We start from the raw sequence: 25,276 nt of genomic DNA, 5'->3' as shown, positions 1-25,276 counted from the left end.
GTTCGGGTAGAGGCAGGTGGGGTCAGGCTATATGCCAGAAATGACGGCGATTGGCTGTGAACAAGTGTAATAGGCGAAAAAAAGGGCCGCGAATGCGGCCCTGGATCCTCGGCAGCGTTACTGCGCTGCGGTTTCCTGCACCACACGGATCACCCGCTGTGGAAATGGAATGTCGATCCCTTCGGCCTTCAGACGGTCACGCGCCTGCTCGTTGAGCATGAACATCACGTCCCAGTAATCGGCCGTTTTGGTCCACAGGCGCAGCGACACAGTGATCGAGCTGTCGCCCAACGTCGAGACCACTGCCACCGGCGCCGGGTCGGCCAGCACGCGAGGGTCTTGCGCCAATTCCAGCAGTACGTTGCGCGCCTTCTGCAGGTCGGCCTCGTAATCCACACCGACATCGAACACCACCTTGCGTGTCGGCTGACGGTTAGTGTTGGTGATGATGCCGTTGGACAGGCTGCCGTTGGGCATGATCACCGTCTTGTTGTCACCGGTACGCAGCACCGTGTGGAAAATCTGGATGCTGTCGACGGTACCGCTGACACCCTGCGCCTCGATCCAGTCACCGATGCGGAACGGGCGGAACATCAGGATCAGCACGCCACCGGCAAAGTTCGCCAGGCTGCCCTGCAAGGCCAGGCCGATGGCCAGGCCGGCGGCACCAATGGCGGCGACGAAGGAGGTGGTCTCGATGCCGATCATCGACGCCACGCTGACCAGCAGCAGGACCTTCAGTACGATATTGGCCAGGGTGCTGATGAAGCCCTGCAGCGCCAGGTCGGCGTTACGCAGGCCGATCAGCTTGCCCAGGCGTGCGCTGACCTTGTTGACGATCCACCAGCCGACCGCCAGGGTCAGCAGTGCCAGCAGCACACGGCTGCCGTATTCCATGATCAAGGGGATCCAGGTCTGCGACTGGCGGACCAGCTGATCGACTTCAGCGTTCAAATCCATATTTATCTCCTGATGCCGAACGGCAAATACACAGTAAAGCAGGCCGCCAGCGATTCAGCGGCCATGGCCCCCATGGACATCACTGCGCCACCAGGGTTCCGCCACAGCGGCGATCAGTCGCGGAAGTTGTTGAACTGCAGCGGCATGTCGAATTCCTTGGCACGCAATGCAGCAATCGCCTCTTGCAGGTCATCGCGTTTCTTGCCAGTAACACGCACCTGCTCGCCCTGAATGGCGGCCTGGACCTTGAGCTTGGCGTCCTTGATATGGGCGACGATCTTCTTCGCCAGCTCCTTGTCGATGCCTTCGCGGAACTTGGCTTCCTGCTTCATTTCCTTGCCCGAGGCGTAGGCGTCTTTGACTTCCAGGCATTTGACGTCGATCTTGCGCTTGACCAGCGCCAGGCGCAGGATCTCGACCATCGCTTCGAGCTGGAACTCGGCCTCGGCGGTCAGCATCACGGTCTGCTCCTTGTCCTTGAACTCGAAGCTACCCTTGCCCTTGAGGTCGTAACGACGGTCGAGCTCCTTGATGGCGTTTTCGACAGCGTTCTGCACTTCGTGCTTGTCCAGTTCCGATACCACGTCGAACGAAGGCATGGTTGTTCTCCATAAAATGAAAGCGCGCTCAGTCTGAAGATGGAGCGCGTCGGGGTTAGAAGGTTAAAATGCGGGCTCATTATAACGGGTTGCGAAACGCAGATGAGCAGCACCTGGCATATTCTCGGCGCCGGTAGCCTCGGCAGCCTTTGGGCCTGCCGCCTGGCACGGGCGGGCAAGGCGGTACAGCTGATCCTGCGCGATCGGCAACGCTTGCAGGCTTACGAACAGGCCGGTGGCCTGACGCTGGTCGAACAGGACCAGGCGACGCATTACGCAATCCCGGCTGAAACCGCCGAGTCCAGTGGGCCGGTGCACCGCCTGCTGGTGGCCTGCAAAGCCTATGACGCCGCGCCCGCCATCGCCCGCCTGGCGCCACGCCTGGCGGACGGTGCCGAGATCGTGCTGCTGCAAAATGGCCTGGGCAGCCAGGATGAAGTCGCCGACCAGGTCCCGCACACCCGCTGCATCTTTGCCTCCAGCACCGAAGGCGCATTTCGCGAGGACGATTGGCGGGTGCGCTTTGCCGGCCACGGCTTCAACTGGCTGGGCGACCCGGCCAACCCAGGCGCTCCGGAATGGTTCGACGACCTGCACGATGCCGGCATCCCCGCCGAATGGACCGTGGACATCCTCACCCGCCTGTGGCGAAAACTGGCGCTCAATTGCGCGATCAACCCGCTGACCGTGCTGCACGACTGCCACAACGGCGGCTTGCTGGCACACCTGAGCGAAGTCGACGGTTTGAGCGCAGAGCTGGCCCAGTTGCTGCACCGCTGCGGGCAGCCCGAGGCCGCGGAAAACCTCGACGAAGAAGTGCAACGGGTGATCCTCGCCACCTCAGCCAACTACTCTTCCATGTATCAGGACGTCCGCGCTGGCCGGCGCACCGAGGTGCATTACCTGCTGGGCCACGCCTGCCGCGCCGCAGCCCGCCACGGCATGGCGCTGCCACAGCTGGAACGCCTGCACCAGCGCCTGGTCGATAACCTGCGTAAGCGCGGTTTGCCCTGCGCCTGACGCGCCCTTTCAACCGGATACGGACATTGCCTTGCCCATGACCTTGCGCCAACGCCTGGAAAACCTCCCGGTCGGGCAGAAGCTGCTGGCGGCCCTGCTGGTGCTGCTGGTGACCATCCTGTTGGTGGCCAACCTGACCTTCATCAGCGCCGCCTACTGGATCACCCAGGAGAGCATGGCGCCGCAGGCACTGCAGACCATCGGCCGGCTGGTCGCCAACCCGCAACTGGCCGCCCGCGCTGGTGACAATCCAGACACCGCCACGGCGCTGCTCAAGGAACTGGACAGCTACACCCCGCTGCGCGCCGCTGCCGTCTACGGAGGCGATGGGCGTCTGCTGGCCCAGCTGCAACATGGCGAGCCACTGGCCTTGCCCAAGCGTTACCGCAACATCGATGGCTGGCGGTTGATGGAGTTTCGCAGCACCCAGCTGATCCGCATCCCCCGCGAGGCCAGCCCGCCCGCGCACCTGCTGCTGGTGGCCAGCAGCGAACTGCCCATGGCCTTCTACACCGGCACGCTCAGCGCCAGCCTGGCGATCCTGGTGTTCAGCATCCTGCTATGGCTGGTCATCGCCCGGCAGATCAAGCGCCTGATTACCCAGCCGATCAACCAGCTCGAAGAACTCAGCCGCCAGGTTACCCGTGAAGAAAGTTACGCGTTGCGTGCAAAACGTGGCAACGACGACGAAATCGGCAGCCTGGCCAATGCCTTCAACACCATGCTCTCGCGCATCGAGGCGCGCGAACAGCAGCTCAAGCGCACCCGCGACGAGTTCCAGGACGCGTACGACCAGGCCCAGGGGCTGGCAGAGGAAACCCGCCACACCAACCGCAAGCTGGAGCTGGAAGTCCAGGTGCGCAGCAAGATCGAGAAAAAGCTCACCGGCTTTCAGAATTACCTGAACAGCATCATCGATTCCATGCCCTCGGCACTGATCGCACTCGATGAACAGCTCTATGTGACCCAGTGGAACCACGAAGCCACGGTACTCTCCGGCACACCACTGGATGAGGCGCTGAACCAGCCAATCTTCATCGCCTTCGAGCCGCTCAAGCCGTTCCTGCCCCAACTCAAGGAAACGGTGGAAAAACACCGCGTGGCGAAAATCGAGCGGGTCACCTGGCCCAAGGACGACGAGCCGCGCCATTACGCCCTGACCTTCTATCCGCTTATGGGCGGCGGCGGCCGTGGCGTGGTCATTCGTATCGACGACATCACCCAACGCCTGTCGCTGGAAGAAATGATGGTCCAATCGGAAAAAATGCTCTCGGTGGGCGGCCTCGCCGCCGGCATGGCGCACGAGATCAACAACCCGCTGGGGGCGATCCTGCACAACGTGCAGAATATTCGCCGACGCCTTTCGCCAGAGCTGCCGCGCAACCAGGAACAGGCCAGCGAGCTGGGCATCGAGCTGCCGCTGGTCAACCGTTACCTGGAAAGCCGCGAGGTACCGCAACTGCTCGATGGCATCCAGCAAGCCGGCGCTCGGGCCGCCAAGATCGTCACCCACATGCTCAGCTTCAGCCGCCGCAGCAATCGCCAACTGGTCCCTTGCGACCTCCCCGCCTTGATCGACCAGGCCGTAGAGATCGCCGGCAACGACTTCGACCTGGCCATCGGTTTCGATTTCAAGGGCCAGGCCATCGTCCGCCAGTTCGACCCCAACCTCGGCCCGGTGCCGTGCACCGCCAACGAGCTGGAACAAGTGCTGCTGAACCTGCTGAAAAACGCCGCCCAGGCCATTCACCAGCGGCCGCCGAACAGCGAACCCGGGCGCATCACCCTGCGCACCCGGCTCAGCCCGCCGTGGGCGGAAATCCAGGTCGAGGATAACGGCGTCGGCATGCCCGAAGCGGTGCGCAAACGCACCTTCGAACCGTTCTTCACCACCAAGGAAATCGGCCAGGGCACCGGCCTTGGGCTGTCGGTTTCGTACTTCATCATCACCAACAACCACAAGGGGCAGATGGAAGTGCAGTCCACGCCCGGCCAGGGCACCTGCTTCACCCTGCGCCTGCCCCTCGGCCAGCCGGCAACCACGGCGCCGACTCACACGGAGACCTGACATGGGCTATCGCCTGTCGAAAATCTACACCCGCACCGGCGACAAGGGCGAAACCGGCCTGGGCGACGGGCGCAGAGTGCCCAAGGACCATCCGCGGATCGAAGCGATTGGCGAGGTGGACAGCCTCAACAGCCAACTCGGACTGCTGCTGGCGGGCCTGGCCGAGCAGGGACTGGATGAGGTGAGTGAGGTGCTCGCGCCTTGCCAGCACCGCTTGTTCGACCTGGGTGGCGAGCTGGCGATGCCGAGTTACCAGGCGTTGAACCTCAGTGAAGTAGAACGCCTGGAGGCTGCCATCGATGTGTGGAACGAAGAGTTGGGGCCGCTGAAGAACTTCATTTTGCCCAGTGGCTCGGCGCTGATCGCCCAGGCGCATGTGTGTCGCAGCCTGGCGCGCAGTGCGGAGCGGCGTTGTCAGCAACTGAATGCCGTTGAGCCGCTGGAGGGCGTTGGGCTGGCTTATATCAACCGGCTTTCGGATCTGCTGTTCGTGGCGGCGCGGGTCATCGGGCGGCGGCAAGCTGTGCCTGAAGTACTTTGGCAGCCGTGTGCGAAACCTGACGATCAAAGCAAATAGCGAATTTTCCTACGGCTTTATAAGCCTTTTCACTGGAGATTATTCGCGACGCCAACTTTAAGCTCTTTGTCTCATACCAGAGTTACCACCCTTAACCAAGGTGGTAACGGGACAAGGAGCCACTCATGCCGAATAGCAACACGGTTTCCCGTGCTGTCTCCCGCCCTGCCTGCAGCGCTCGCATTCCCATTCTGCCCATTCGCTACGCCGTAGTGCCCAAGGCAGTCGACGCGCCTTACTTTCGATATGCCGACGCCGGCTTCGCCCTGGAGCAGGGCTTCCCCGCACTGCATCAAAGCGCCTACACCCTTCGCGCCCTGCGCGCCGGGTATGTGTATGTCTACATGGCAGGCCCTTGCGGCGAGAAGTTGGTCATCCACGAACATGACGGCGCGGGGCGCTACAAAGAACTCCGCTACAACGGCCTGGAGCAGTACCACCGACGGGACAGGTACATCAGCGGCGCATCCTCAGGTTGGGTCTGGGCTGATACCTATCAGGACACCGCCGGTGAAGTGTGGATCGGCTACAGCTCCCATTTGTGGAGCAACGCGATGACTGCCCGGATCATGGCTTCTGCGGCGGTACGCCGACGCCATATGCAGGCGCTGGACATTCCTGAGCTTATTGCCGGCGAGCCAACAAACTCCCGCCAGGCCCATGTGCTGCCTGTCAGCGCCCTGCGAAGCTGGGTCGAGGACTTCAAGCCCGATGCGCTGCGCATGAGCCTGGACTGGAGCAGCCACCCATGCCCGGAAATAATGCCCTGCGGCACTCTAGCCAGCATGGCGCGTCATTACCCCGCCACACAACCGCGCATCCCTGCTGTTATCGCACTGTACGACGCTGAAGGCATCTCGATGGACCTGGGGCTGTCGGCCAATGCCTATCAGCACGCCATGCGCGACCCCGCCGCACCCGACCCAAGCCGCCATGCGTTCGGCGGCCCGCCAGAGAGCCAGGAGAAGGTGCCCGTTTGTTACCGATACGATGTGGAGCGCATCTGCAAGCAAAGCAAAGACTACCACCACAAGAGCATCGTGGCCGCATTGCTGGAAAAAACCCTGCATACGCTCTACCCAGCCAACGCGCCGGATGTGGAGTACGAGGCAAGCGTACGCGCGGCAAATAGCGATCAATCGATAGGCTTGGCACGCTACGAAGCCCTGACTAACGAGCACTACTCGGAGTCAGGCTCCGGAATATACGACAGCTTTTGCTTCAGCCATATTTGGCGTTATCGGCTCATTGAGTACAACCCTCGTCACCGTCCGAGCGGCGCAGAAGGCGGTAGCAGTAAAACTTACGAGTTCGGCGCCGGGCATGGCCTTCGGCAATGGGATAAGTTTATGAGCAGTAACCTTTTCGCGCGCCTGACGGGCTACCCGCCCATTCTATTCGGACTTGCTTCTGACATATTCAAAGGCCTAAGACAATCAAACAATGGAGACGATACCGCTGGCGGCTTCACCGCAATCTCAGGAATAACAATTTCAATCGGATCAGCGGCAATTTTGGAGGGTACGCTTGCAATTATAGGCCCAACAATTGTGATTCCGTTTGCCGGCTGGGGCGCAGTTGTCATCGTTGCACTGGGTGCTACCCTTCTTGCAGCTGGGTTATTTTTGCAAGCCAAAGCTACTGAACGCCTCCATAGTCCGCTGGAGCTATGGGCAGCACGCAGTGTATTCGGAACACGTCAAAATGACGGTGAAGAGCGTCAAGACATTAAGCTTGACTTGTTTAGAAAGCTTCCTAGATTCGACTCCATTACTGAAGAAATCAAGAAATGGTACTCCACCTACTACACTCCATTGAAAATCACTAACGAACAGGCGAAAGAACTGCAGTTACCAAATTTTGGCAGCCGCATTCAAAACATTTCACGTTGGGCACATCCCGACTGGGGAACCATCGTACAAACTGGAATCGAGTACACAGCGAGCCTGGGAGAAATGACAATTTTCTTGCGTGGCTTTGTACTAGGCCAGAGCACATGGTCATCGAAAACCACTCTAATAGAAGCTCTTACAAAAAGCACTAGCCTTCTAACCTGGACACCCAACTGCACATTAATCTCAACAGGACTAATTCTAAACTTCAAGACAAATCTTCCACCAGGAAGCTCGCTGAGCTTAACAATTGAATACCATCCTAGAGCAGGTATCAATGAAGAGAACATCGCGTCCGCGACTCTAACACTGAGCGCCCATTCATGAACATTGACTGGATATTCCCAAACAAACCGAACCCATCGATCTCACCTGCCATTAACGATCAACTGGTGAAATTAACCGATAAATTTCTTTGCTTACGCAACCCTTGGATTCCAGATTCTGTGTTGATGGGAAAAATGTATGCAGCGTCAACATTCTTCCTTATCATTCTACAAATCTACCTTTGGCATGACTCACATATATGGCAACCTGAAACTTTCCACGCCCCTCTCGCAGCAGGAACGATTATTGCACCATTTTTTGCAACACCTTTTCTTTGGTATCGACTTTTTCTTATCAAAAGGCTCTCCCACTTCTATTTTGACCGTACAACCAAAACCATAATAATCATGGGAAGCAAAAAAACCACAACATGGAATTGGAATAAATGCATAGGCGGCTTCCTTCAAAAAACCGAGTTCAGCGGCAGTGCCTTCAGCATCAGCTATGCCCTGGCAATCGCCCAACGCCCTGAAAATGGCAAGATCAAGCCAACGGACGCAATCTGGTTCCCTACCAACGAGCCCACTGAGTGCGACCCGGTCTATGCACAGGAATTGTGGGAATACATCTACCAGTTCATGAACAAGGGCCCCGATAAACTGCCCCCACCCGGAGAGCCAAACTGGTGGCTCATCCCACTGAACACGATTTGCCTGACACCGAAACAGGCATGGCGTCATTACGCCCCCTGGCGCACCGGCGAGCCCGGTGAAATGCAGGGCAAGAAAAACTGGATGCTGCCGCTCTGGCTGGTGCTCTTCCCTTACAACATGTTTGTAGCGCTGTGCTGGTGCGCGACTTGCTGGATGTTCAAGGTCAAGAGTCCACCCCCACCGGTTTGAAAATCACCACTTGCAACGAAAGCCTGACAGCCCAGCGCCGCTGTCAGGCTAATGAGCTAGTCAGGCCTCAGGCCAGAACGCACGAATCCCGGCAACGCCCTGCGCCCCAGCTTCCCAGGCCCGCTCACGCTCATCCGGCCCTACCCCACCCAGCAAGAACACCGGATGGCTGAAGCCTGCAATCAACCGCTGCGCCTCATCCCATCCCAGCGGTACGGCCTCAGGATGCGTCTGAGTCGCCTGCACCGGTGACAAGGTGACGAAATCCACGCCCATCTGCTCGGCCAGCGCCAGCTCTTCAGCGTTATGACAGGAGGCCGCCAGCCACCGCTTTTTCGGGAATGGCCGGCCCTTGGCTGCGTATTTGCGCAATTGCGCAGCTGTCAGGTGCCAACCAGCGGACGGGAAGTCACCCAGCCACTCCAGCGGCCCCTTCAGCATCAGCTGCGCCTTGCCGCCACACAGGCCCACCGCATCCACCGCAACGTCACGGTATTTGGGGTCGTACATGTCCGGGGCACGTAGCTGGATCAGGCGAATACCGCTGGCCACCGCCTTTTGAATGCCTTTGAGCATCTCCGGCACTTCCAGGCCATCCGGGGTAATCAGGTACTGGTCCGGCAGGCGCGCCGCAGCCACGATCGGCTTGTTGGCCTCGGGGAATTCGTATTGCGCCAACTCCCGTGGCGTAACCCAGGCGAGCGGCTGGCCTTCAGCGCCGTGGGGTTCGCCAGTGAAAGCCAGGACCTCGCGGACATCCAGCAACACCTGTTTATCCGGGTAGTCATGGCTGACCTTGATCAGCGCCCGCGAACGGGTCACGTCGATACCCAGCTCCTCGCGAAGCTCTCGGGCCAGCGCCGCTTCGACGCTTTCGCCCTCTTCCACCTTGCCGCCAGGGAATTCCCACAAACCGCCCTGGTGCTGGCTGTCAGCACGTCGGGCAATGAGGATGCGGCCATCGTTACCGCGAATGACCGCTGCTGCTACATGAATCCGTTTCACCCTACACGCTCCGCCAGGCCAGCTTGCTGCCAGGCCTGGAAGGCTGGCCACTGGTAAATGGTCTCGATATAAGTGGCCGCCTCCGCTGGCACCTCCACCCGGTAACTGCGCAGACGCACGGCCACCGGGGCGAAGAAGGCATCGGCCAGGGTTGGTTTGCCGAACAGGAACGGCCCGCTGTCCTTGGCCACCAGACGACATTCAGACCACAGCGCGACGATGCGGTCGATGTCCACCTGCACGTCCAGCGGGATGCTTTCCAGTGCTGCATCGCGCGACAGGTCGAACGGCATTGCCTCGCGCAGGGCGGAAAAGCCACTGTGCATCTGGGCGCACGCAGAGCGCGCTTGGGCCCGGGCGGCTACGTCAGCCGGCCACAGCTGGGCTTCGGGGTGGCGTTCGTTGAGGTATTCGGCGATGGCCAGGGAATCGGCGATCACACCGTGCTCGGTCTTGAGCAGCGGCACCTTGCCGGTTGAGGAGAATGCGAGGATGCGTTGGCGGGTGTCGGGCTGGCGGAGTTTGATCAGGGTTTCTTCGTAGGGTACGCCGGCCAGTTCAAGGGCCAGGGCGCCGCGCAGCGACCAGGAAGAATACAGCTTGTCGCCGATGATCAGGTGATAGCTCATGGGTCGGCTCCATGTTTCTGAAATTTGGGGCTGCTATGCAGCCCCATTATGAAATCAGGTACGGTATTCGGCGTTGATCTTCACGTACTCGTGGGACAGGTCGGTGGTCCAGATGGTTTCGCTGCACTGGCCGCGGCCCAGTTCGATACGGATGGTGATCTCTTCCTGAGCCATCACCGCCGAACCTTGCGCTTCGGTGTAGGTGGGGCTGCGGCCGCCTTGGCTGGCGATGCAGACGTTGTCGAGGTACACGTCGATCAGGCTGACATCCAGCTCCGGTACGCCAGCACGGCCCACGGCAGCCAGGATACGGCCCCAGTTCGGGTCGGAAGCGAACAGCGCGGTCTTGATCAGCGGCGAGTGGGCGACAGCGTAACCGACGTCCAGGCATTCCTGATGATTGCCACCGCCATTGACCTGCACGGTGACGAACTTGGTGGCGCCTTCGCCATCACGGACGATGGCCTGGGCCACTTCCATGCACACTTCGAATACGGCCTTTTTCAGCGCTTCGAACAGCGCGCCGCTGGCTTCGGTGACTTCCGGCAGGTCGGCCTTGCCGGTGGCGATCAGCATGCAGCAGTCGTTGGTCGAGGTGTCGCCATCGATGGTGATGCGGTTGAACGACTTGTTGGCACCGTCGAGCATCAGGTCCTTGAGCACCTGGGGGGCGACCTTGGCGTCGGTGGCGATGTAGCCGAGCATGGTGGCCATGTTCGGGCGAATCATGCCCGCGCCTTTGCTGATACCGGTCACGGTGACGGTCACGCCCTCGTGCTGGAACTGGCGGCTGGCGCCCTTGGGCAGGGTGTCGGTGGTCATGATGCCAGTGGCGGCTTCGGCCCAGTTGTTTTCCGACAGGTCGTCCAGCGCGGCCTGCAGGGCGCCTTCGATCTTCTCGACGGGCAGCGGCTCACCGATCACGCCGGTGGAGAATGGCAGCACCGCTTCGGCAGGGACGCCGGTCAGCTCGGCCAGCTTGGCGCAGGTGCGCTCGGCGGCGGCCAGGCCTGGCGCGCCGGTGCCGGCATTGGCATTGCCGGTGTTGGTCAGCAGGTAGCGCACGGTGCCCTGAACGCGTTGCTTGGACAGGATCACCGGGGCGGCGCAGAACGCATTGAGGGTGAACACGCCAGCCACGCTGGACCCTTCGGCGCAGCGCATGACCACTACATCCTTGCGCCCTGGGCGCTTGATGCCGGCAGAAGCGATGCCGAGTTCAAAACCCGGAACCGGGTGCAGGGTGGGCAAAGGACCAAGACCAACAGCCATTAGAGCGCTCCTAGAAAATCGGTGAATATGGAAAAAGGGGGCCGCAATGCGGCCCCCAGGTTTGTCACGATACAACAATCAGCTCAGATCACTCGATCTGACCATGGCAATGCTTGAATTTCTTGCCCGAACCACACCAGCACGGCTCGTTGCGGCCGAGCTTCTGGTCGTTGCGTACCGGGGCAGCGGCCACGGCCACTTCGGCGCCCTCTTCGCTCAGCTGCTCGCTTTCAAGACCTGGCGCCGGGGCATGCTGGAACTGCATGCGGCTGGCCAGCTCTTCGGCTTCGCGGCGCAGGCGAGCTTCTTCTTCGATCGGGTCTTCGCGGCGTACCTGAACGTGCGACAGCACGCGGATGGTGTCGCGCTTGATCGATTCGAGCAGCTCCTGGAACAGGCTGAAGGATTCGCGCTTGTACTCCTGCTTCGGGTTCTTCTGCGCATAACCACGCAGGTGAATGCCGTGACGCAGGTGGTCCATGGTCGACAGGTGATCTTTCCACAGGTCGTCCAGCACACGCAGCAGGATCTGCTTCTCGAAGGTGCGCAGGGCGTCGATACCGGCCTGGTCTTCCTTCTCGGTGTAGGCCTCGGTGATTTCCTTCAACAGGCGCTCGCGCAGGGTCTCCTCATAGAGGTGATCGTCCTCGTCGAGCCACTGCTGGATCGGCAGCTTCATGGCGAAGTCGCTGGACAGCGCGGCTTCCAGCCCAGCCACATCCCACTGCTCGGGCAGAGACTGTGGCGGAATGTGCTGGCTGATGGTGGCATCGAGCACTTCCTTGCGGAACTCCTCGATGGTGTCACCGATGTTCTCGGCAGCCAGCAGGCTGTTGCGCATGTGGTAGATCACCTTGCGCTGTTCGTTGGCCACGTCATCGTATTCGAGCAGCTGCTTACGAATGTCGAAGTTGCGGCCTTCGACCTTGCGCTGGGCCTTTTCGATGGCGTTGGTGACCATGCGGTGCTCGATGGCTTCACCGGACTGCATGCCCAGGGCTTTCATGAAGTTCTTCACCCGGTCGGAGGCGAAGATACGCATCAGGCTGTCTTCCAGCGACAGGTAGAAGCGGCTGGAGCCCGGGTCGCCCTGACGGCCGGATCGGCCACGCAGCTGGTTGTCGATACGGCGCGATTCGTGGCGCTCGGAAGCGATCACGTGCAGGCCGCCGGCTTGAATCACCTGCTGGTGACGCTTCTGCCAGTCAGCTTTGATCTGGGCGATCTGCTCGGCGCTTGGGTTTTCCAGGGCAGCCACTTCGGCTTCCCAGTTGCCGCCCAGGAGGATGTCGGTACCACGGCCGGCCATGTTGGTGGCGATGGTCAGCGCGCCCGGGGCACCGGCTTGCGCGATGATCTCGGCTTCTTTTTCGTGGTACTTGGCGTTCAGTACCTTGTGGTCGATCCCTTCTTTCTGCAGCAGGTTCGACATGTGCTCGGAGGTTTCGATGGTCGCCGTACCCACCAGGATCGGACGACCTTGAGTCATGCTTTCCTTGATGTCAGCGATGATCGCGGCGTACTTCTCGTCGGCGGTCAGGTACACCAGGTCGTTGAAGTCCTTACGCGCCAGTGGCTTGTTCGGCGGGATGACCATCACGTTGAGGCCGTAGATCGACTGGAACTCGAACGCTTCGGTGTCGGCGGTACCGGTCATGCCGGACAGTTTGGTGTACAGACGGAAGTAGTTCTGGAAGGTGGTCGAAGCCAGGGTCTGGCTCTCGGCCTGGATGTTCAGGTTCTCTTTCGCTTCGATGGCCTGGTGCAGGCCTTCGGACAGGCGACGGCCGGGCATGGTACGGCCGGTGTGTTCGTCGATCAGCAGGACCTGGCCTTCCTGAACGATGTACTCGACGTTGCGGTGGAACAGTTTGTGCGCACGCAGGCCGGCGTAAACGTGGGTCAGCAGGCCCAGGTTGTGCGCCGAGTAAAGGCTCTCGCCCTCGGCCAGCAAGCCTGCCTGGGTGAGCATCTCTTCGATGAACTGGTGACCGGCTTCGTTGAGCTCGACCTGGCGGCTCTTCTCGTCGATGGTGAAGTGGCCTTCCTGGGTGACCTGGCCTTCGACTTCTTCGATGTGCTGGGTCAGGCGCGGGATCAGGCGGTTGATCTCGATGTACAGCTTGGAGCTGTCTTCGGCCTGGCCAGAGATGATCAGCGGGGTACGCGCTTCGTCGATGAGGATCGAGTCGACTTCGTCGATGACCGAGAAGTTGAGTTCACGCTGGAACTTCTCTTCCTGGCTGAACGCCATGTTGTCGCGCAGGTAATCGAAACCGAATTCGTTGTTGGTGCCGTAGGTGATGTCGGACGCATACGCGGCGCGTTTTTCTTCCGGCGGCTGGAAGGCCGAGACGATGCCCACGGACAGGCCGAGGAATTCGTACAGCGGGCGCATCCAGTTGGCGTCACGGCGGGCCAGGTAGTCGTTGACGGTGACCACGTGCACGCCTTTGCCGGACAAGGCATTGAGGTAGACGGCCAGGGTACCGACCAAGGTCTTGCCTTCACCGGTACGCATTTCTGCGATCATGCCCTCGTGCAGGGTCATGCCGCCGATCAGCTGCACGTCGAAGTGGCGCATGCCCATTACGCGCTTGCCGGCCTCACGGGCCACGGCGAAGGCTTCGGGCAGCAGCTGGTCCAGTGTCTCGCCTTTGGCCAGGCGCTCCTTGAACTCTGCGGTCTTGGCGCGCAGTTGCTCATCGGAGAGGGCGACCATTTTCTCTTCGAAGGCATTGACGATAGCCACCGTCTTGAGCATGCGTTTGACTTCACGCTCATTCTTGCTTCCAAAAAGTTTCTTTAACAAAGGCGCAAACATATCGGCAGGATCTTCCACACGTAGGGATGGAGGGCGGCCCCATGAGTCGCCCGTGCAGCCCTGAGGCCGCATGCGAACGAGCATTCTACCCGGAAACGATGGTGAGGAAAGTGGTCGATTGCCACGATGCTGGCACAGCGCTTGGGTGGGGGCGTTTGTATGATTGGGGCATTTTCCCCGAGTTCAACCCAGAGCATGATGAAACGTATCGAGAATGAGTCTTGTCAGTGCTTGCCCCGCGAAGAGGCCGGCAAGAGCGCTAGAGATGCTAGACTGCCGATCTTGTAACTTCCTGCGTACCCCATGGCCTACAAACCCTCCCCCGCCCAGCCGCCTTCAGCGCTGTTGCGCCAGGTCCGCCCGCTGCGCCTGCTGCTCAACCAGGCCGAGCGCTTGGAGCATCTGCAACGCCTGTTGGAAAGCCAGCTGCAACCGGCTGCCCGCGAGCATTGCCATGTGGCGTCGTGGCGCGATGGTACCTTGCTGCTGGTGGTCACCGACGGGCACTGGGCCACGCGTCTGCGCTACCAGCAGAAGCGCTTGCTGGCCGCCTTGCAGGCCATGGAGGCGTTCGGCAACCTGCGGCGAATCCTGTTCAAGGTGCAGCCGCCACTGGTACCGGCCAAGCGTGGCGGTCATGCCGCAGAGTTATCGAACAGCGCTGCCGAGAACCTGCGCGATACCGCTGAGGGCATCACCGACCCCAAGCTACGCGCCGCCCTGGAACGTCTGGCAGGTCATGCCAAACACAAGCCATAAAAAAGGCCACCCGAAGGTGGCCTCAATGAACTAGAGAGTGTTCGAACTTACACGGCCGCAACAGGGCGCATGTACGAGATCGGTGCCGTGCTGGCATCTTCGAACGTGACCACTTCCCAGGCATCGGTTTCCTTGATGAGCTTGCGCAGCAGCTGGTTGTTCAGCGAGTGCCCGGACTTGTAGCCCTTGAACTCACCGATCAGGCTGTTGCCCAGCAGGTACAGGTCGCCGATGGCGTCGAGGATCTTGTGCTTGACGAATTCGTCTTCGGAGCGAAGGCCGTCTTCATTCAATACACCGGTCTCGTCGACGACGATGGCGTTCTCGACACTGCCGCCCAGCGCAAGGTTGTGCTTGCGCAGGTACTCGATGTCACGCATGAAACCGAAGGTACGGGCGCGGCTGACTTCCTTGACGAACGAGGTGCTCGAAAAGTCGACGACAGCGCTCTGGGTCTGGCCCTTGAGGACCGGGTGATCGAAGTCGATCTCGAAGCTCACCTTGAACCCTTCGAATGGCAGGAAAGTGGCGCGCTTGTCGCCCTCTTCCACTGTCACTTCGCGCAGGATGCGGATGAACTTCTTGGCTGCGTCCTGTTCTTCCAGGCCGGCAGACTGAATCAGGAATACGAAGGGACCGGCGCTGCCATCCATGATCGGAACTTCCGAGGCGGAGAGCTCGACGTAGGCGTTATCGATGCCCAGACCCGCCATGGCGGAGAGCAGGTGCTCGACGGTATCGACCTTGACGTCACCGTTGACCAGCGTGGTGGACATGGTGGTCTCACCGACGTTGGCCGCACGTGCCGGGATCTCGACCACAGGGTCGAGGTCGGCGCGACGGAAGACGATGCCGGTATCGACAGGCGCAGGCTTGAGGGTCAGGTAGACCTTCTCCCCGGAGTGCAGGCCGACGCCTGTGGCACGGATGGTATTCTTCAGGGTGCGTTGTCTAATCATGGCATTGGCCGCTTCAGCGCAAATTGCGAACAGGTATCAACAAAGGCTGAGGATGATAACAGACCCCGCCTTTGCTGAACACCAATCACCCTTATACCCCTGATAAATTCCATTAATCAGCCTGACGACGCAGGAAGGCCGGGATATCCAGGTAGTCCAGGTCATCCTGAGGGTTGAGTTTAGCTGCCGCAGCGGCACCTGCATGGGCCTGGTTGCGCATCACGGTTGGGCGCTCCAGGTCACGGTAGTTCACTGCTGGCTGCTCCTGACGAACCGGGGCCGGGTTGGAGGCCTCGTACGCCTGCTGAGCGGTCTGCAGGGTGTTGTCGACCACCTTGACCGGCTTCTCGATGCGCGCGCCCAGGCCAGTGGCGACCACGGTTACATGCAGTTCGTCACGCATGTCCGGATCGATCACGGTGCCGACCTTGACCATCGCATGGTCGGAGGCGAAGGCTTCGATGATGCTACCGACGTCGGAGTACTCACCCAGCGACAGGTCAGGGCCTGCGGTGATGTTCACCAGGATGCCGCGGGCGCCCTGCAGGTTGACGTCTTCGAGCAGCGGGTTGCGGATCGCCGCTTCGGTGGCTTCGCGGGCGCGGTTCGGGCCGCTGGCGCAACCGGTACCCATCATCGCCATGCCCATCTCGCCCATCACGGTGCGCACGTCGGCGAAGTCGACGTTGATCATGCCTGGGCGCTTGATGATGTCGGAGATACCGCGAACGGCACCGGCCAATACATCGTCAGCCTTGGCGAAGGCGGACAGCAGGCTGGCATCCTTGCCCAGGATGGTCAGCAGCTTCTCGTTGGGGATGGTGATCAGCGAGTCGACGCTCTCGGCCAGCATGCGGATGCCTTCATCGGCGATCTGCATACGTTTGCGGCCTTCGAACGGGAACGGGCGGGTCACCACGGCGACGGTGAGGATGCCCATTTCCTTCGCCACTTCGGCGATGATCGGTGCAGCACCGGTACCGGTACCGCCGCCCATGCCGGTGGTGATGAACACCATGTTGGTGCCCTGCAGCACCTCGGCGATGCGCTCACGGTCTTCCAGCGCGGCCTGACGGCCGACTTCCGGATTGGCACCGGCACCCAGACCCTTGGTCACGCCGGTACCCAGTTGCAGGATGGTGCGTGCGCCGATGTTTTTCAGCGCCTGAGCATCGGTGTTGGCGCAGATGAACTCGACGCCTTCGATGCTGCTCTTCACCATGTGGTTGACGGCGTTGCCGCCGCCACCGCCGACGCCGATCACCTTGATGACCGGGCTTTGCGGGACGTTGTCTACGAGCTCGAACATTTTCCCTCTCCTTACAGTTCTCTAGTTGTCGCGCCTACCACTACTGCTTTGAAACTTAGAAGTTGCCCTGGACCCACCGCTTGAAGCGCTCAAGCACTGGGGCCTTCGGTTCATCGCCATAGCTGTTGCTGCTGCTGTTGCTATTACCGGTCAGGACCAGGTCCTCGGACTGCTTGAGCAGGCCGTAGGTGAGCAAGCCCACGCCGGTGGAATAGATCGGGTTGCGCACCACGTCGCTCAGCCCCCGAACGCTGTGCGGTACGCCCAGGCGTACCGGCATGTGGAAGATTTCCTCGGCCAGTTCCACGGCGCCTTCCATCTTCGCGGTGCCGCCGGTGAGGACGATGCCAGCAGGCACCAGATCCTCGTAGCCGCTGCGGCGCAGTTCGGCCTGGATCAGGGTGAAGAGCTCGTCATAACGGGGCTCAACTACCTCGGCCAGGGCCTGACGCGACAGCTCGCGCGGTGGGCGATCGCCCACGCTCGGCACCTTGATGGTCTCGCCGGCGCCGGCCAGTTTGGCCAGGGCGCATGCGTAACGGATCTTGATTTCCTCGGCGTATTGGGTTGGCGTACGCAGGGCCATGGCGATGTCGTTGGTCACCTGGTCGCCGGCAATCGGGATGACCGCGGTGTGACGGATCGCACCTTCGGTGAAGATGGCGATGTCGGTGGTGCCGCCGCCGATGTCGACCAGGCACACGCCGAGTTCTTTCTCGTCATCGGTCAGCACCGAGTAGGCCGAAGCCAGCTGCTCAAGGATGATGTCGTCGATCTCCAGGCCACAGCGGCGCACGCACTTCTCGATGTTCTGCGCGGCGTTGACCGCGCAGGTGACCACGTGAACCTTGGCTTCCAGACGCACGCCGGACATGCCCAGCGGCTCGCGCACGCCTTCCTGGTTATCGATCACGTAATCCTGCGGCAGGGTGTGCAGCACGCGCTGGTCAGCCGGGATGGCCACGGCCTGGGCGGCGTCGAGTACACGTTCGAGGTCGGCCACGCTGACCTCGCGGTCGCGGATGGCGACGATGCCGTGGGAGTTCAGGCTGCGGATGTGGTTGCCGGCCACGCCGACGAACGCCGAGTGGATGCGGCAGCCAGCCATCAGTTGCGCTTCTTCCACTGCGCGCTGGATCGACTGCACGGTCGACTCGATGTTCACCACCACGCCCTTCTTCAGGCCGCGGGACGGGTGGGTGCCGATACCGACGATCTCGAGGGTGCCGTCTTCGCCCACTTCGCCCACCAGCGCCACCACCTTGGAGGTGCCAATGTCCAGCCCGACGATCATTTTGCCGCTATGCGCGTTTGCCATGGTCCTGCCTCTCTCTAATTCTTCGCAACGGCGGGTTGGGCCGTCGTCGGTGCGTTCGGTTCCCGCCAACCAACGGCAAGTCCGTTGGCATAACGCAGATCAATGCGGGCGATGTTGGTGATCTGCTCTTTGAGTGTCTTGTCGTAAATGGCAATGAAACGGCGCATCTTCTCCACCAGATGGTCGCGCCCCAGCAGCAGCTCGACACCCGGACCGTCGTTGACGGAACCGGTGGTCAGGAACCAGCTGCCGCGCTCGCGCAGCTCCAGGCGAGCGATGGAAAAGCCCAGGGGGCGCAGCATCTGGCTCAATACCTGATACTGCTGCATGACTTGTTGCTGAGCACGCTGCGGCCCGGCCAGCTGCGGCAGGTGTTCATAGTTGGCCAGCTCGCGCGGGGTGAAGGCCTGGCCCTGGTTGTTGAGCAAGGCTTCCTCGCCCCAGCGCGCCACCGGCAGCTGTTCTTCAAGGCGGATCACCACCTCGTCCGGCCACACCCGGCGCACTTCGGCGTGGGCGATCCAGGGCATCTGCTCGAGCTCCGTACGCATCGCCGTCAGGTCGACGCTGAAGAAGCTCGCCGCCACGTACGGCGCGATGCGCTGCTGTACCGACTGCTGGCTGATGTAGCTGAGGTCGCCCTGTACGTCGATCTTGGTGATCGGCCGGTCGGCATACGGCATCAGGCGAATGGCGCCCTCATAAGCGCCGAAGCCTGCGGCCACCAGCAGTACCGGCCACAACAGGCGCTTGAGGCCGCCCAGGCTCGGCCGCGGCAGGCGCGCCGATACGGGCTCGTCGGCCACCAGTCGGCTGGCACCACGCGGCACCGGCTTGCTGCGGCCGGTAACGGGTTGCTGCTGACGTATCATCGCGCCTTGCATGGCTGGTTAACCTCGCGTCGCTACGCTGTCGGCCAGGATCGCCAGCACCAGTTGCTGGAAGTCCAAGCCGGCCGCGCGGGCCGCCATGGGCACCAGGCTATGATCAGTCATGCCCGGTGCGGTGTTGACTTCGAGCAGCCAGAACCGGCCCTGCTCGTCCTGCATCACGTCCAACCGGCCCCAGCCTTCGATGCCGATGGCATCGCAGGCGCGCGCGGTCAGGTCGATCAGTTCCTGTTCCTTGACAGCATCCAGGCCGCACGGGATGCGGTACTGGGTGTCATTGGCGATGTACTTGGCGTCGTAGTCGTAGAACACGTGCGGGGTGCCCAGCGCGATCGGCGGCAGCACCTGGCCACGCAGCACGGCGATGGTGAACTCCGGGCCGTGAATCCATTGCTCGACCAGAACTTGCGAATCGTATTGAGCGGCGTCTTGCCAGGCAGCGATCAGTTCCTGCTCGCTGTTCACCTTGGCCATGCCGATGCTAGAGCCTTCATGGGCAGGTTTGACGATCAACGGGAAGCCCAGTTCCCCACTGGCGGCAACACAATCCTCTTTGCTGGCGAGCACCGCGTGGCGCGGGGTCGGAATACCCAGGCTCTGCCACACCTGCTTGGTGCGCAGCTTGTCCATGGCCAGCGCCGACGCGAGGATGCCGCTGCCGGTGTAAGGAATGCCCAGGCACTCCAGCAGGCCTTGCATGCTGCCGTCTTCGCCGCCACGGCCGTGGAGGATGATGAAGGCGCGGTCGATCTTCTCGTTCTGCAAGCGCGTCAGCAGGTCGTCGCCCACATCGATGGCGACCACGTCGACACCGGCGCTGGTCAGCGCGGCGATCACCGCCGCGCCGGATTTCAGCGAGACTTCACGCTCGGCGCTCTTGCCACCGTACAGCACGGCGACGCGGCCGAACGCCTTGACGTCCAGGGTCGAGTGCAACTTGTCGTAGGCGCTGGTCATTTCGACTTCTTCTCCTGCTTGGCGCCAGCGAACAGCGGGCTTTTCATCAATTGCGGGGCCAGGCCACCAACGTCACCGGCACCCTGGCACAGCAGGATGTCGCCAGCGCGCAGCAGCGGCTTGACCAGCGGCGCCAGCTCGGCGCCACGTTCGATGTAGATCGGGTCCAATACACCGCGCTGGCGGATGCTGTGGCACAGCTGACGGCTGTCGGCTCCGGGGATCGGTTCTTCACCGGCCGGGTAGACTTCCATCAGCAGCAGCACATTGGCATCGCCCAGCACCTGTACGAAGTCGTCGTACAGATCGCGGGTACGGCTGTAGCGGTGCGGCTGGTAGACAATGACCAGGCGGCGGCTTGGCCAGCCGCCGCGCACAGCCTTGATCACCGCGGCCACTTCGGTCGGGTGGTGGCCGTAGTCGTCGACCAGCATCACGCTGCCGCCGTCGACCGGCAGTTCGCCGTACACCTGGAAGCGTCGGCCGACACCCTGGAAGCCGGACAGGCCCTGGACGATGGCAGCGTCGCTGATGCCTTCGTCGGTGGCGATGGCGATGGTCGCCAGGGCGTTGAGCACGTTGTGGTTGCCAGGCATGTTCACCGACACTTCCAACGGCTCGCAGTCGCGGCGCAGCACGGTGAAGTGGGTCTGCATGCCCTGCTGGCGCACATTGATGGCGCGGATGTCGGCTTCTTCGCTGAACCCGTAGGTCACGGTCGGGCGCTTGACCTGCGGCAGGATCTCGCGCACCACCGGGTCGTCCAGGCACATCACGGCCAGGCCGTAGAACGGCAGGTTGTGCAGGAACTCGACGAAGGTTTTCTTCAACTTGTTGAAGTCACCTTCGTAGGTGGCCATGTGGTCGGCGTCGATGTTGGTGACCACGGCGACCATCGGCTGCAGGTGCAGGAAGCTGGCGTCGCTTTCATCGGCTTCGGCGATCAGGTAGCGGCTGGTGCCCAGCTGAGCATTGGTGCCGGCAGCGGTCAGGCGGCCACCGATGACGAAAGTCGGGTCCAGGCCGCCAGCGGCGAACACCGAGGCCAGCAGGCTGGTGGTGGTGGTCTTGCCGTGGGTACCGGCAACGGCCACGCCGTGGCGATAGCGCATCAGCTCGGCGAGCATTTCGGCCCGCGGCACCACCGGAATGCGCCGCTCCAGGGCGGTGGCCACTTCCGGGTTGGCCGGGTTGATGGCGCTGGACACGACCAGCACATCGGCATTGGCAGCGTTCTCGGCACGGTGACCCACGAAGATCTCGGCGCCGAACGACTCCAGGCGCTCGGTAACCGGCGACGCCTTGAGGTCGGAACCGGACACTTCATAGCCCAGGTTCAGCAGCACTTCAGCGATGCCGCACATGCCCACGCCGCCGATCCCGACGAAGTGGATGCGACGGATACGGCCCATCTTTGGCTGCGGCATGGCTTTTTGGCTTTCAACCATGGGCCACCTCCAGGCAGATATCGACCACGGTGCTGGTTGCCGCAGGTTTGGCCAGGCGCCGTGCGGTGCCGGCCATGGTGTTGAGTTTCTCGGGTTGCATCAGCACCTCGTTCAGGCGTTCAGCGAGTTGCGCTGCGCCAGTTGTCGCTTGTGGCATGAGGAAGGCGGCGCCTTCCCGAGCCAGATATTGGGCGTTGTGGGTCTGGTGATCGTCGATGGCATGGGGCAAAGGCACCAGCATCGATGGCAGGCCCGCCGCCGCGAGTTCGCTCACGGTCAGGGCACCCGCCCGGCACACCACCAGGTCGGCCCAGCCATAGGCACGGGCCATGTCTTTGATGAACGGTTCTACTTGAGCTTCGACACCGGCCTCCTGATACCGCTCGGCGGTGATCGGCGCGTGGTGCTTGCCGGCCTGATGAAACACCTCGGGCCGCAGGTTGGCGGGCACTTCGGACAGGGCCTTAGGCAACAATTTGTTCAATGGTTCCGCACCCAGGCTGCCCCCCATGACCAACAGGCGCGCGCGGCGCTCGGCCAGGGGGGCACGCAGGGCGTCCATGAACAGTTCCGCACGCACTGGATTGCCGGTGGTGCGCAGTTTGTCATCGCTGGCGAAGGTGCCCGGGAACGCTTCGCAGACGCGCGCCGACAATGGCACCAGCAGGCGATTGGCGGTACCGGCGCGGGCATTCTGTTCGTGGATCACCAACGGTACACCGCACAGCCGCGCAGCCACGCCGCCCGGGCCAGTCACATAGCCGCCGAAGCCCAGCACGCAGACCGGCTTTAGCTGACGAATGATGCTGCGCGCCTGCAGTACCGCCTTGACCAGAGTGAACGGCGCCTTGAGCAGCGACAGCTTGCCTTTGCCACGCAAGCCGCTGACCTGGATCAGGTGCAGCGGTAATCCGGCCTGTGGCACCAGTTCATTCTCGATGCCGCGCGGAGTGCCCAGCCAGTGCACGCTGTAACCGCGCGCCTGGAACTCACGGGCGCAGGCCAGGGCCGGGAATACATGCCCCCCGGTACCGCCTGCCATGATCAGTACGTTCTTGCCGTCAGCGGCCATGACTGGTCTCCTCGGCAAAATCGCTTTCGTTGAATTCGTGTTCCTCACTGCCCAGGTGCGTGCGGCTCTCCCATTCGATGCGCAGCAACAAGCCCACGCAGGCGCAACAGATCACCAGCGAGCTGCCCCCGTAACTGAGGAACGGCAAGGTCAGGCCCTTGGTCGGCAGCAGGCCGACGTTCACGCCAATGTTGATCAGGAACTGGCCAATCCACAGGAACGCCAGGCCGAACGCCATGTAGGCGGCAAAGAACTGTTTGGCCTTCTCGGCCCACAGGCCAATGTACAAGGCGCGCACGGTAACGAAGACGAACAGCGCGATGGTCACCAGCGAACCGACCACGCCCAGCTCTTCTGCAAGCACCGAGAACACGAAGTCGGTGTGCGCTTCGGGCAAGTAGAACTGCTTCTGCACACTGTTGCCCAGGCCCACGCCCAGCCACTCGCCACGGCCGAAAGCGATCAGTGCCTGGGTCAGCTGGTAGCCGGAACCGAACTGGTCGGACCAGGGGTCGGTAAAGGTGATCAGGCGCGCCATTCGATAAGGCTGAGCCTGCACCAGCACGAACACCGCCAGAACCGCCAACACCACCATCAGGCTGAAGCGGAACAAGCCTACTCCGCCAAGGAACAGCATGGCCGCCGCCGCGCCCATCATGACCACCGTGGCGCCGAAGTCCGGCTCCATCAGGAGCAAGGCGGCCATGGGCAGCAGCACGATGAACGGTTTGAAGAAGCCCATCCAGGTTTCACGTACTTCGGTCTGCCGGCGTACCAGGTAGCCGGCCAGGTAGATGACGACGAAGACCTTGGCGATTTCCGAAGGCTGAACGTTGAAGAAGCTGAAGCCGATCCAGCGCATGGAGCCGTTCACCTCACGGCCAATCCCCGGCACCAGCACCAGCACCAGCAGGCCGAAGGCGCCAATCAGCATCATGAAGCCCATGCGCTGCCAGGTGGCGATCGGCACCAGCATGGTCGCACCGCAGGCGACCAGGCCGATGGCCACGTACACCAAGTGGCGGAACATGTGGTAGAGCGGGTTGCCGGACTGCACGGCGGCCACTTCCGACGATGCCGAAGTGATCATCACCAGGCCCAGGCCCAGCAGCGCCAGGCAACCGGCCAGGAAGGCGAAGTCGAGGTCGATGCCACGGCCGCTGATCAGCGGCGATGGATATGGCTTGAGGACGCCGAAGATCATGCCAGCCCCCCCGCCGCCTGGGCGAACAGACGCCCGCGCTCTTCAAAGTTCTTGAACATGTCCAGGCTGGCGCAGGCTGGAGACAGCAGCACGGCGTCGCCAGGTTGGGCCAGTTCGGCACACTGTTGCACGGCTTCGTCGAGGGTCTTGACCCGCACCAGCGGCACGGCATCGCCCAAGGTTTCGGCCAGGCGTTCGGCATCACGGCCGAGCAGCACCACGGCGCGGCAGAAGCGCGCGACCGGTTCACGCAGGGCGGCGAAGTCGGCACCTTTGCCGTCGCCGCCGGCGATCAGCACCAGCTTGCCTTCGATATCCGCACCCAGGCCTTCGATGGCAGCCAGGGCCGCGCCGACGTTGGTGGCCTTGGAATCGTCGTACCAGTTCACGCCGTTGCGCTCGCGCACCCACTGGCAACGGTGGGCAAGGCCACCGAATTCACGCAAGGCTTCGAGCATCGGCTCGAACGGCAAGCCGGCGGCATGGCCCAGGGCCAATGCTGCCAGGGCGTTGCTCTGGTTGTGAGCACCACGCACCTTGAGTTCGCGCGCTGGCATCAGCGTCTGGAACTCGAAGGCCAGGTATTTCTCTCCATCGACTTCACGCAGGCCGAAGCCCTTGAAGTCCGGCTGGTTGAGGCCGAAGGTCCAGCATGGACGACCTTCGACCGGCAGTGGCCGGCTCAAGGCATCCTGGCGGTTGACCACCACCTGCTGGGCGCCACGGAAGATCCGGTGCTTGGCCAGGTGATAGGCCGGCAGGCCGCTGTAGCGGTCCATGTGGTCTTCGCTGATGTTCAACACGGTGGCCACTTCGGCATTGAGCTGGTCGGTGGTTTCCAGTTGGAAGCTCGACAGCTCCATGACGTACAGCTCGACATCGTCGCTGAGCAGGTCCAGGGCCGGCGTGCCCAGATTGCCACCCACCGCCACACGCTTGCCGGCCTTGGCGGCCATCTCGCCGACCAACGTAGTCACGGTGCTTTTCGCGTTGGAGCCGCTGATGGCGATGATCGGAGCCTTGGCTTGGCGGGCGAACAGTTCGATATCGCCAGACAGCTTAACGCCGCGCGCCGCCGCCTGCTGCAGAGCCGGCGTGGCCAAGGCCAGGCCGGGGCTCACGTACAGCTCGTTGGCGCGGCACAGGAAGTCCACGTCCAGTTCACCACAGCGCACTTCCACCTGCGGGTAATCACGGCGCAGTGTGTCCAGTTCCGGCGGTTGCTCACGGGTGTCGGCGACCGCAAAGGCAATGCCCCGGTTCGCCAGGAAGCGAACCAGGGACATGCCGCTCTTGCCGAGGCCGACAACGATGCGGAATTGGTCGGAAGCGATCAGTGACACGC

Annotated in this window: 21 protein-coding genes; 6 read left to right on the top strand and 15 right to left on the bottom strand. The window is 62.0% G+C overall.

Going from position 1 to position 25,276, the window contains the following annotated elements:
- Positions 1–117 precede the first annotated feature (117 nt).
- Both ACIQUF_RS20645 and ACIQUF_RS20640 read right to left on the bottom strand, forming a co-directional pair.
- The gene (locus tag ACIQUF_RS20645; RefSeq protein WP_403134865.1) at positions 118–960 is read right to left on the bottom strand and encodes a mechanosensitive ion channel family protein; all 843 of its coding nucleotides are present in this window, start codon (positions 958–960) and stop codon (positions 118–120) included.
- Positions 961–1,073: 113 nt separating this feature from the next.
- The gene (locus tag ACIQUF_RS20640) at positions 1,074–1,559 is read right to left on the bottom strand and encodes a YajQ family cyclic di-GMP-binding protein (protein ID WP_400800036.1); all 486 of its coding nucleotides are present in this window, start codon (positions 1,557–1,559) and stop codon (positions 1,074–1,076) included.
- Positions 1,560–1,661: 102 nt separating this feature from the next.
- Here ACIQUF_RS20640 and ACIQUF_RS20635 point away from each other — a divergent pair, with 102 nt between their 5' ends.
- From ACIQUF_RS20635 to ACIQUF_RS20615, 5 genes are all read left to right on the top strand, one after another.
- Complete coding sequence (locus ACIQUF_RS20635; protein ID WP_403134862.1) at positions 1,662–2,579, top strand: putative 2-dehydropantoate 2-reductase; 918 nt, start codon at positions 1,662–1,664, stop codon at positions 2,577–2,579.
- 37 nt (positions 2,580–2,616) lie between these two features.
- Positions 2,617–4,647 (top strand): ATP-binding protein, encoded by a 2,031-nt coding sequence (locus tag ACIQUF_RS20630; RefSeq protein WP_403134860.1) that lies wholly within the window; start codon positions 2,617–2,619, stop codon positions 4,645–4,647.
- Position 4,648: 1 nt separating this feature from the next.
- The gene (locus ACIQUF_RS20625; protein ID WP_403134859.1) at positions 4,649–5,224 is read left to right on the top strand and encodes a cob(I)yrinic acid a,c-diamide adenosyltransferase; all 576 of its coding nucleotides are present in this window, start codon (positions 4,649–4,651) and stop codon (positions 5,222–5,224) included.
- A gap of 125 nt (positions 5,225–5,349) precedes the next feature.
- On the top strand, positions 5,350–7,443 hold the full coding sequence (locus ACIQUF_RS20620; protein ID WP_403134856.1) for a T6SS effector BTH_I2691 family protein: 2,094 nt from the start codon (positions 5,350–5,352) through the stop codon (positions 7,441–7,443).
- Positions 7,440–8,285, top strand: coding sequence for a hypothetical protein (locus ACIQUF_RS20615; RefSeq protein ID WP_403134854.1), 846 nt, complete (start codon positions 7,440–7,442; stop codon positions 8,283–8,285). Before ACIQUF_RS20620 ends, ACIQUF_RS20615 begins: the two co-directional genes overlap by 4 nt.
- 60 nt (positions 8,286–8,345) lie before the next feature.
- Here ACIQUF_RS20615 and ACIQUF_RS20610 read toward each other — a convergent pair whose 3' ends face one another.
- From ACIQUF_RS20610 to secA, 4 genes are all read right to left on the bottom strand, one after another.
- On the bottom strand, positions 8,346–9,290 hold the full coding sequence (locus ACIQUF_RS20610) for a Nudix family hydrolase (protein ID WP_403134851.1): 945 nt from the start codon (positions 9,288–9,290) through the stop codon (positions 8,346–8,348).
- Positions 9,287–9,919, bottom strand: coding sequence for a glutathione S-transferase family protein (locus tag ACIQUF_RS20605; RefSeq protein ID WP_403134849.1), 633 nt, complete (start codon positions 9,917–9,919; stop codon positions 9,287–9,289). The genes ACIQUF_RS20610 and ACIQUF_RS20605 overlap by 4 nt, the downstream gene beginning before the upstream one ends.
- Before the next feature lie 54 nt (positions 9,920–9,973).
- Positions 9,974–11,191 carry a bifunctional glutamate N-acetyltransferase/amino-acid acetyltransferase ArgJ gene (gene argJ / locus ACIQUF_RS20600; protein ID WP_403134847.1) on the bottom strand — a complete coding sequence of 406 codons (1,218 nt, stop codon included), beginning with the start codon at positions 11,189–11,191 and terminating at the stop codon, positions 9,974–9,976.
- Positions 11,192–11,279: 88 nt separating this feature from the next.
- A complete protein-coding gene (gene secA, locus ACIQUF_RS20595; protein WP_403134843.1) occupies positions 11,280–14,015 on the bottom strand; it encodes a preprotein translocase subunit SecA in 2,736 nt (911 codons plus the stop codon).
- Positions 14,016–14,318: 303 nt separating this feature from the next.
- Here secA and ACIQUF_RS20590 point away from each other — a divergent pair, with 303 nt between their 5' ends.
- Entirely contained in the window at positions 14,319–14,774 is a 456-nt protein-coding gene (locus tag ACIQUF_RS20590) for a DUF721 domain-containing protein (RefSeq protein ID WP_403134841.1), read from the top strand.
- A gap of 47 nt (positions 14,775–14,821) precedes the next feature.
- On the opposite strand, the gene lpxC is transcribed toward ACIQUF_RS20590, so the two are convergent.
- From lpxC to murD, 9 genes are all read right to left on the bottom strand, one after another.
- On the bottom strand, positions 14,822–15,733 hold the full coding sequence (gene lpxC, locus ACIQUF_RS20585) for a UDP-3-O-acyl-N-acetylglucosamine deacetylase (protein WP_403134838.1): 912 nt from the start codon (positions 15,731–15,733) through the stop codon (positions 14,822–14,824).
- A 112-nt stretch (positions 15,734–15,845) separates the two neighbouring features.
- Positions 15,846–17,042, bottom strand: a complete 1,197-nt coding sequence (ftsZ, locus tag ACIQUF_RS20580; RefSeq protein ID WP_003251871.1) for a cell division protein FtsZ — start codon at positions 17,040–17,042, stop codon at positions 15,846–15,848.
- 55 nt (positions 17,043–17,097) lie between these two features.
- Positions 17,098–18,360 (bottom strand): cell division protein FtsA, encoded by a 1,263-nt coding sequence (ftsA, locus tag ACIQUF_RS20575; protein WP_186477488.1) that lies wholly within the window; start codon positions 18,358–18,360, stop codon positions 17,098–17,100.
- Between the two features lie 14 nt (positions 18,361–18,374).
- Positions 18,375–19,244, bottom strand: coding sequence for a cell division protein FtsQ/DivIB (locus tag ACIQUF_RS20570; RefSeq protein WP_403134836.1), 870 nt, complete (start codon positions 19,242–19,244; stop codon positions 18,375–18,377).
- Positions 19,245–19,250: 6 nt separating this feature from the next.
- The gene (locus tag ACIQUF_RS20565; protein ID WP_403134833.1) at positions 19,251–20,207 is read right to left on the bottom strand and encodes a D-alanine--D-alanine ligase; all 957 of its coding nucleotides are present in this window, start codon (positions 20,205–20,207) and stop codon (positions 19,251–19,253) included.
- Positions 20,204–21,655, bottom strand: a complete 1,452-nt coding sequence (gene murC, locus ACIQUF_RS20560) for a UDP-N-acetylmuramate--L-alanine ligase (protein WP_403134831.1) — start codon at positions 21,653–21,655, stop codon at positions 20,204–20,206. The genes ACIQUF_RS20565 and murC overlap by 4 nt, the downstream gene beginning before the upstream one ends.
- Complete coding sequence (murG, locus tag ACIQUF_RS20555) at positions 21,648–22,727, bottom strand: undecaprenyldiphospho-muramoylpentapeptide beta-N-acetylglucosaminyltransferase (RefSeq protein ID WP_403134829.1); 1,080 nt, start codon at positions 22,725–22,727, stop codon at positions 21,648–21,650. Before murG ends, murC begins: the two co-directional genes overlap by 8 nt.
- Entirely contained in the window at positions 22,717–23,928 is a 1,212-nt protein-coding gene (gene ftsW, locus ACIQUF_RS20550; RefSeq protein ID WP_403135322.1) for a putative lipid II flippase FtsW, read from the bottom strand. Before ftsW ends, murG begins: the two co-directional genes overlap by 11 nt.
- On the bottom strand, positions 23,928–25,274 hold the full coding sequence (murD, locus tag ACIQUF_RS20545; protein ID WP_403134827.1) for a UDP-N-acetylmuramoyl-L-alanine--D-glutamate ligase: 1,347 nt from the start codon (positions 25,272–25,274) through the stop codon (positions 23,928–23,930). The genes ftsW and murD overlap by 1 nt, the downstream gene beginning before the upstream one ends.
- Positions 25,275–25,276: the final 2 nt, after the last annotated feature.

Origin of the sequence: Pseudomonas sp. NPDC090233 (genome assembly GCF_044772285.1) — a bacterium.
Taxonomy (GTDB): Bacteria; Pseudomonadota; Gammaproteobacteria; order Pseudomonadales; family Pseudomonadaceae; genus Aquipseudomonas.
Note: the sequence above shows the minus strand (reverse complement) of the source record. Positions and strands in the feature narration are given on the sequence as shown.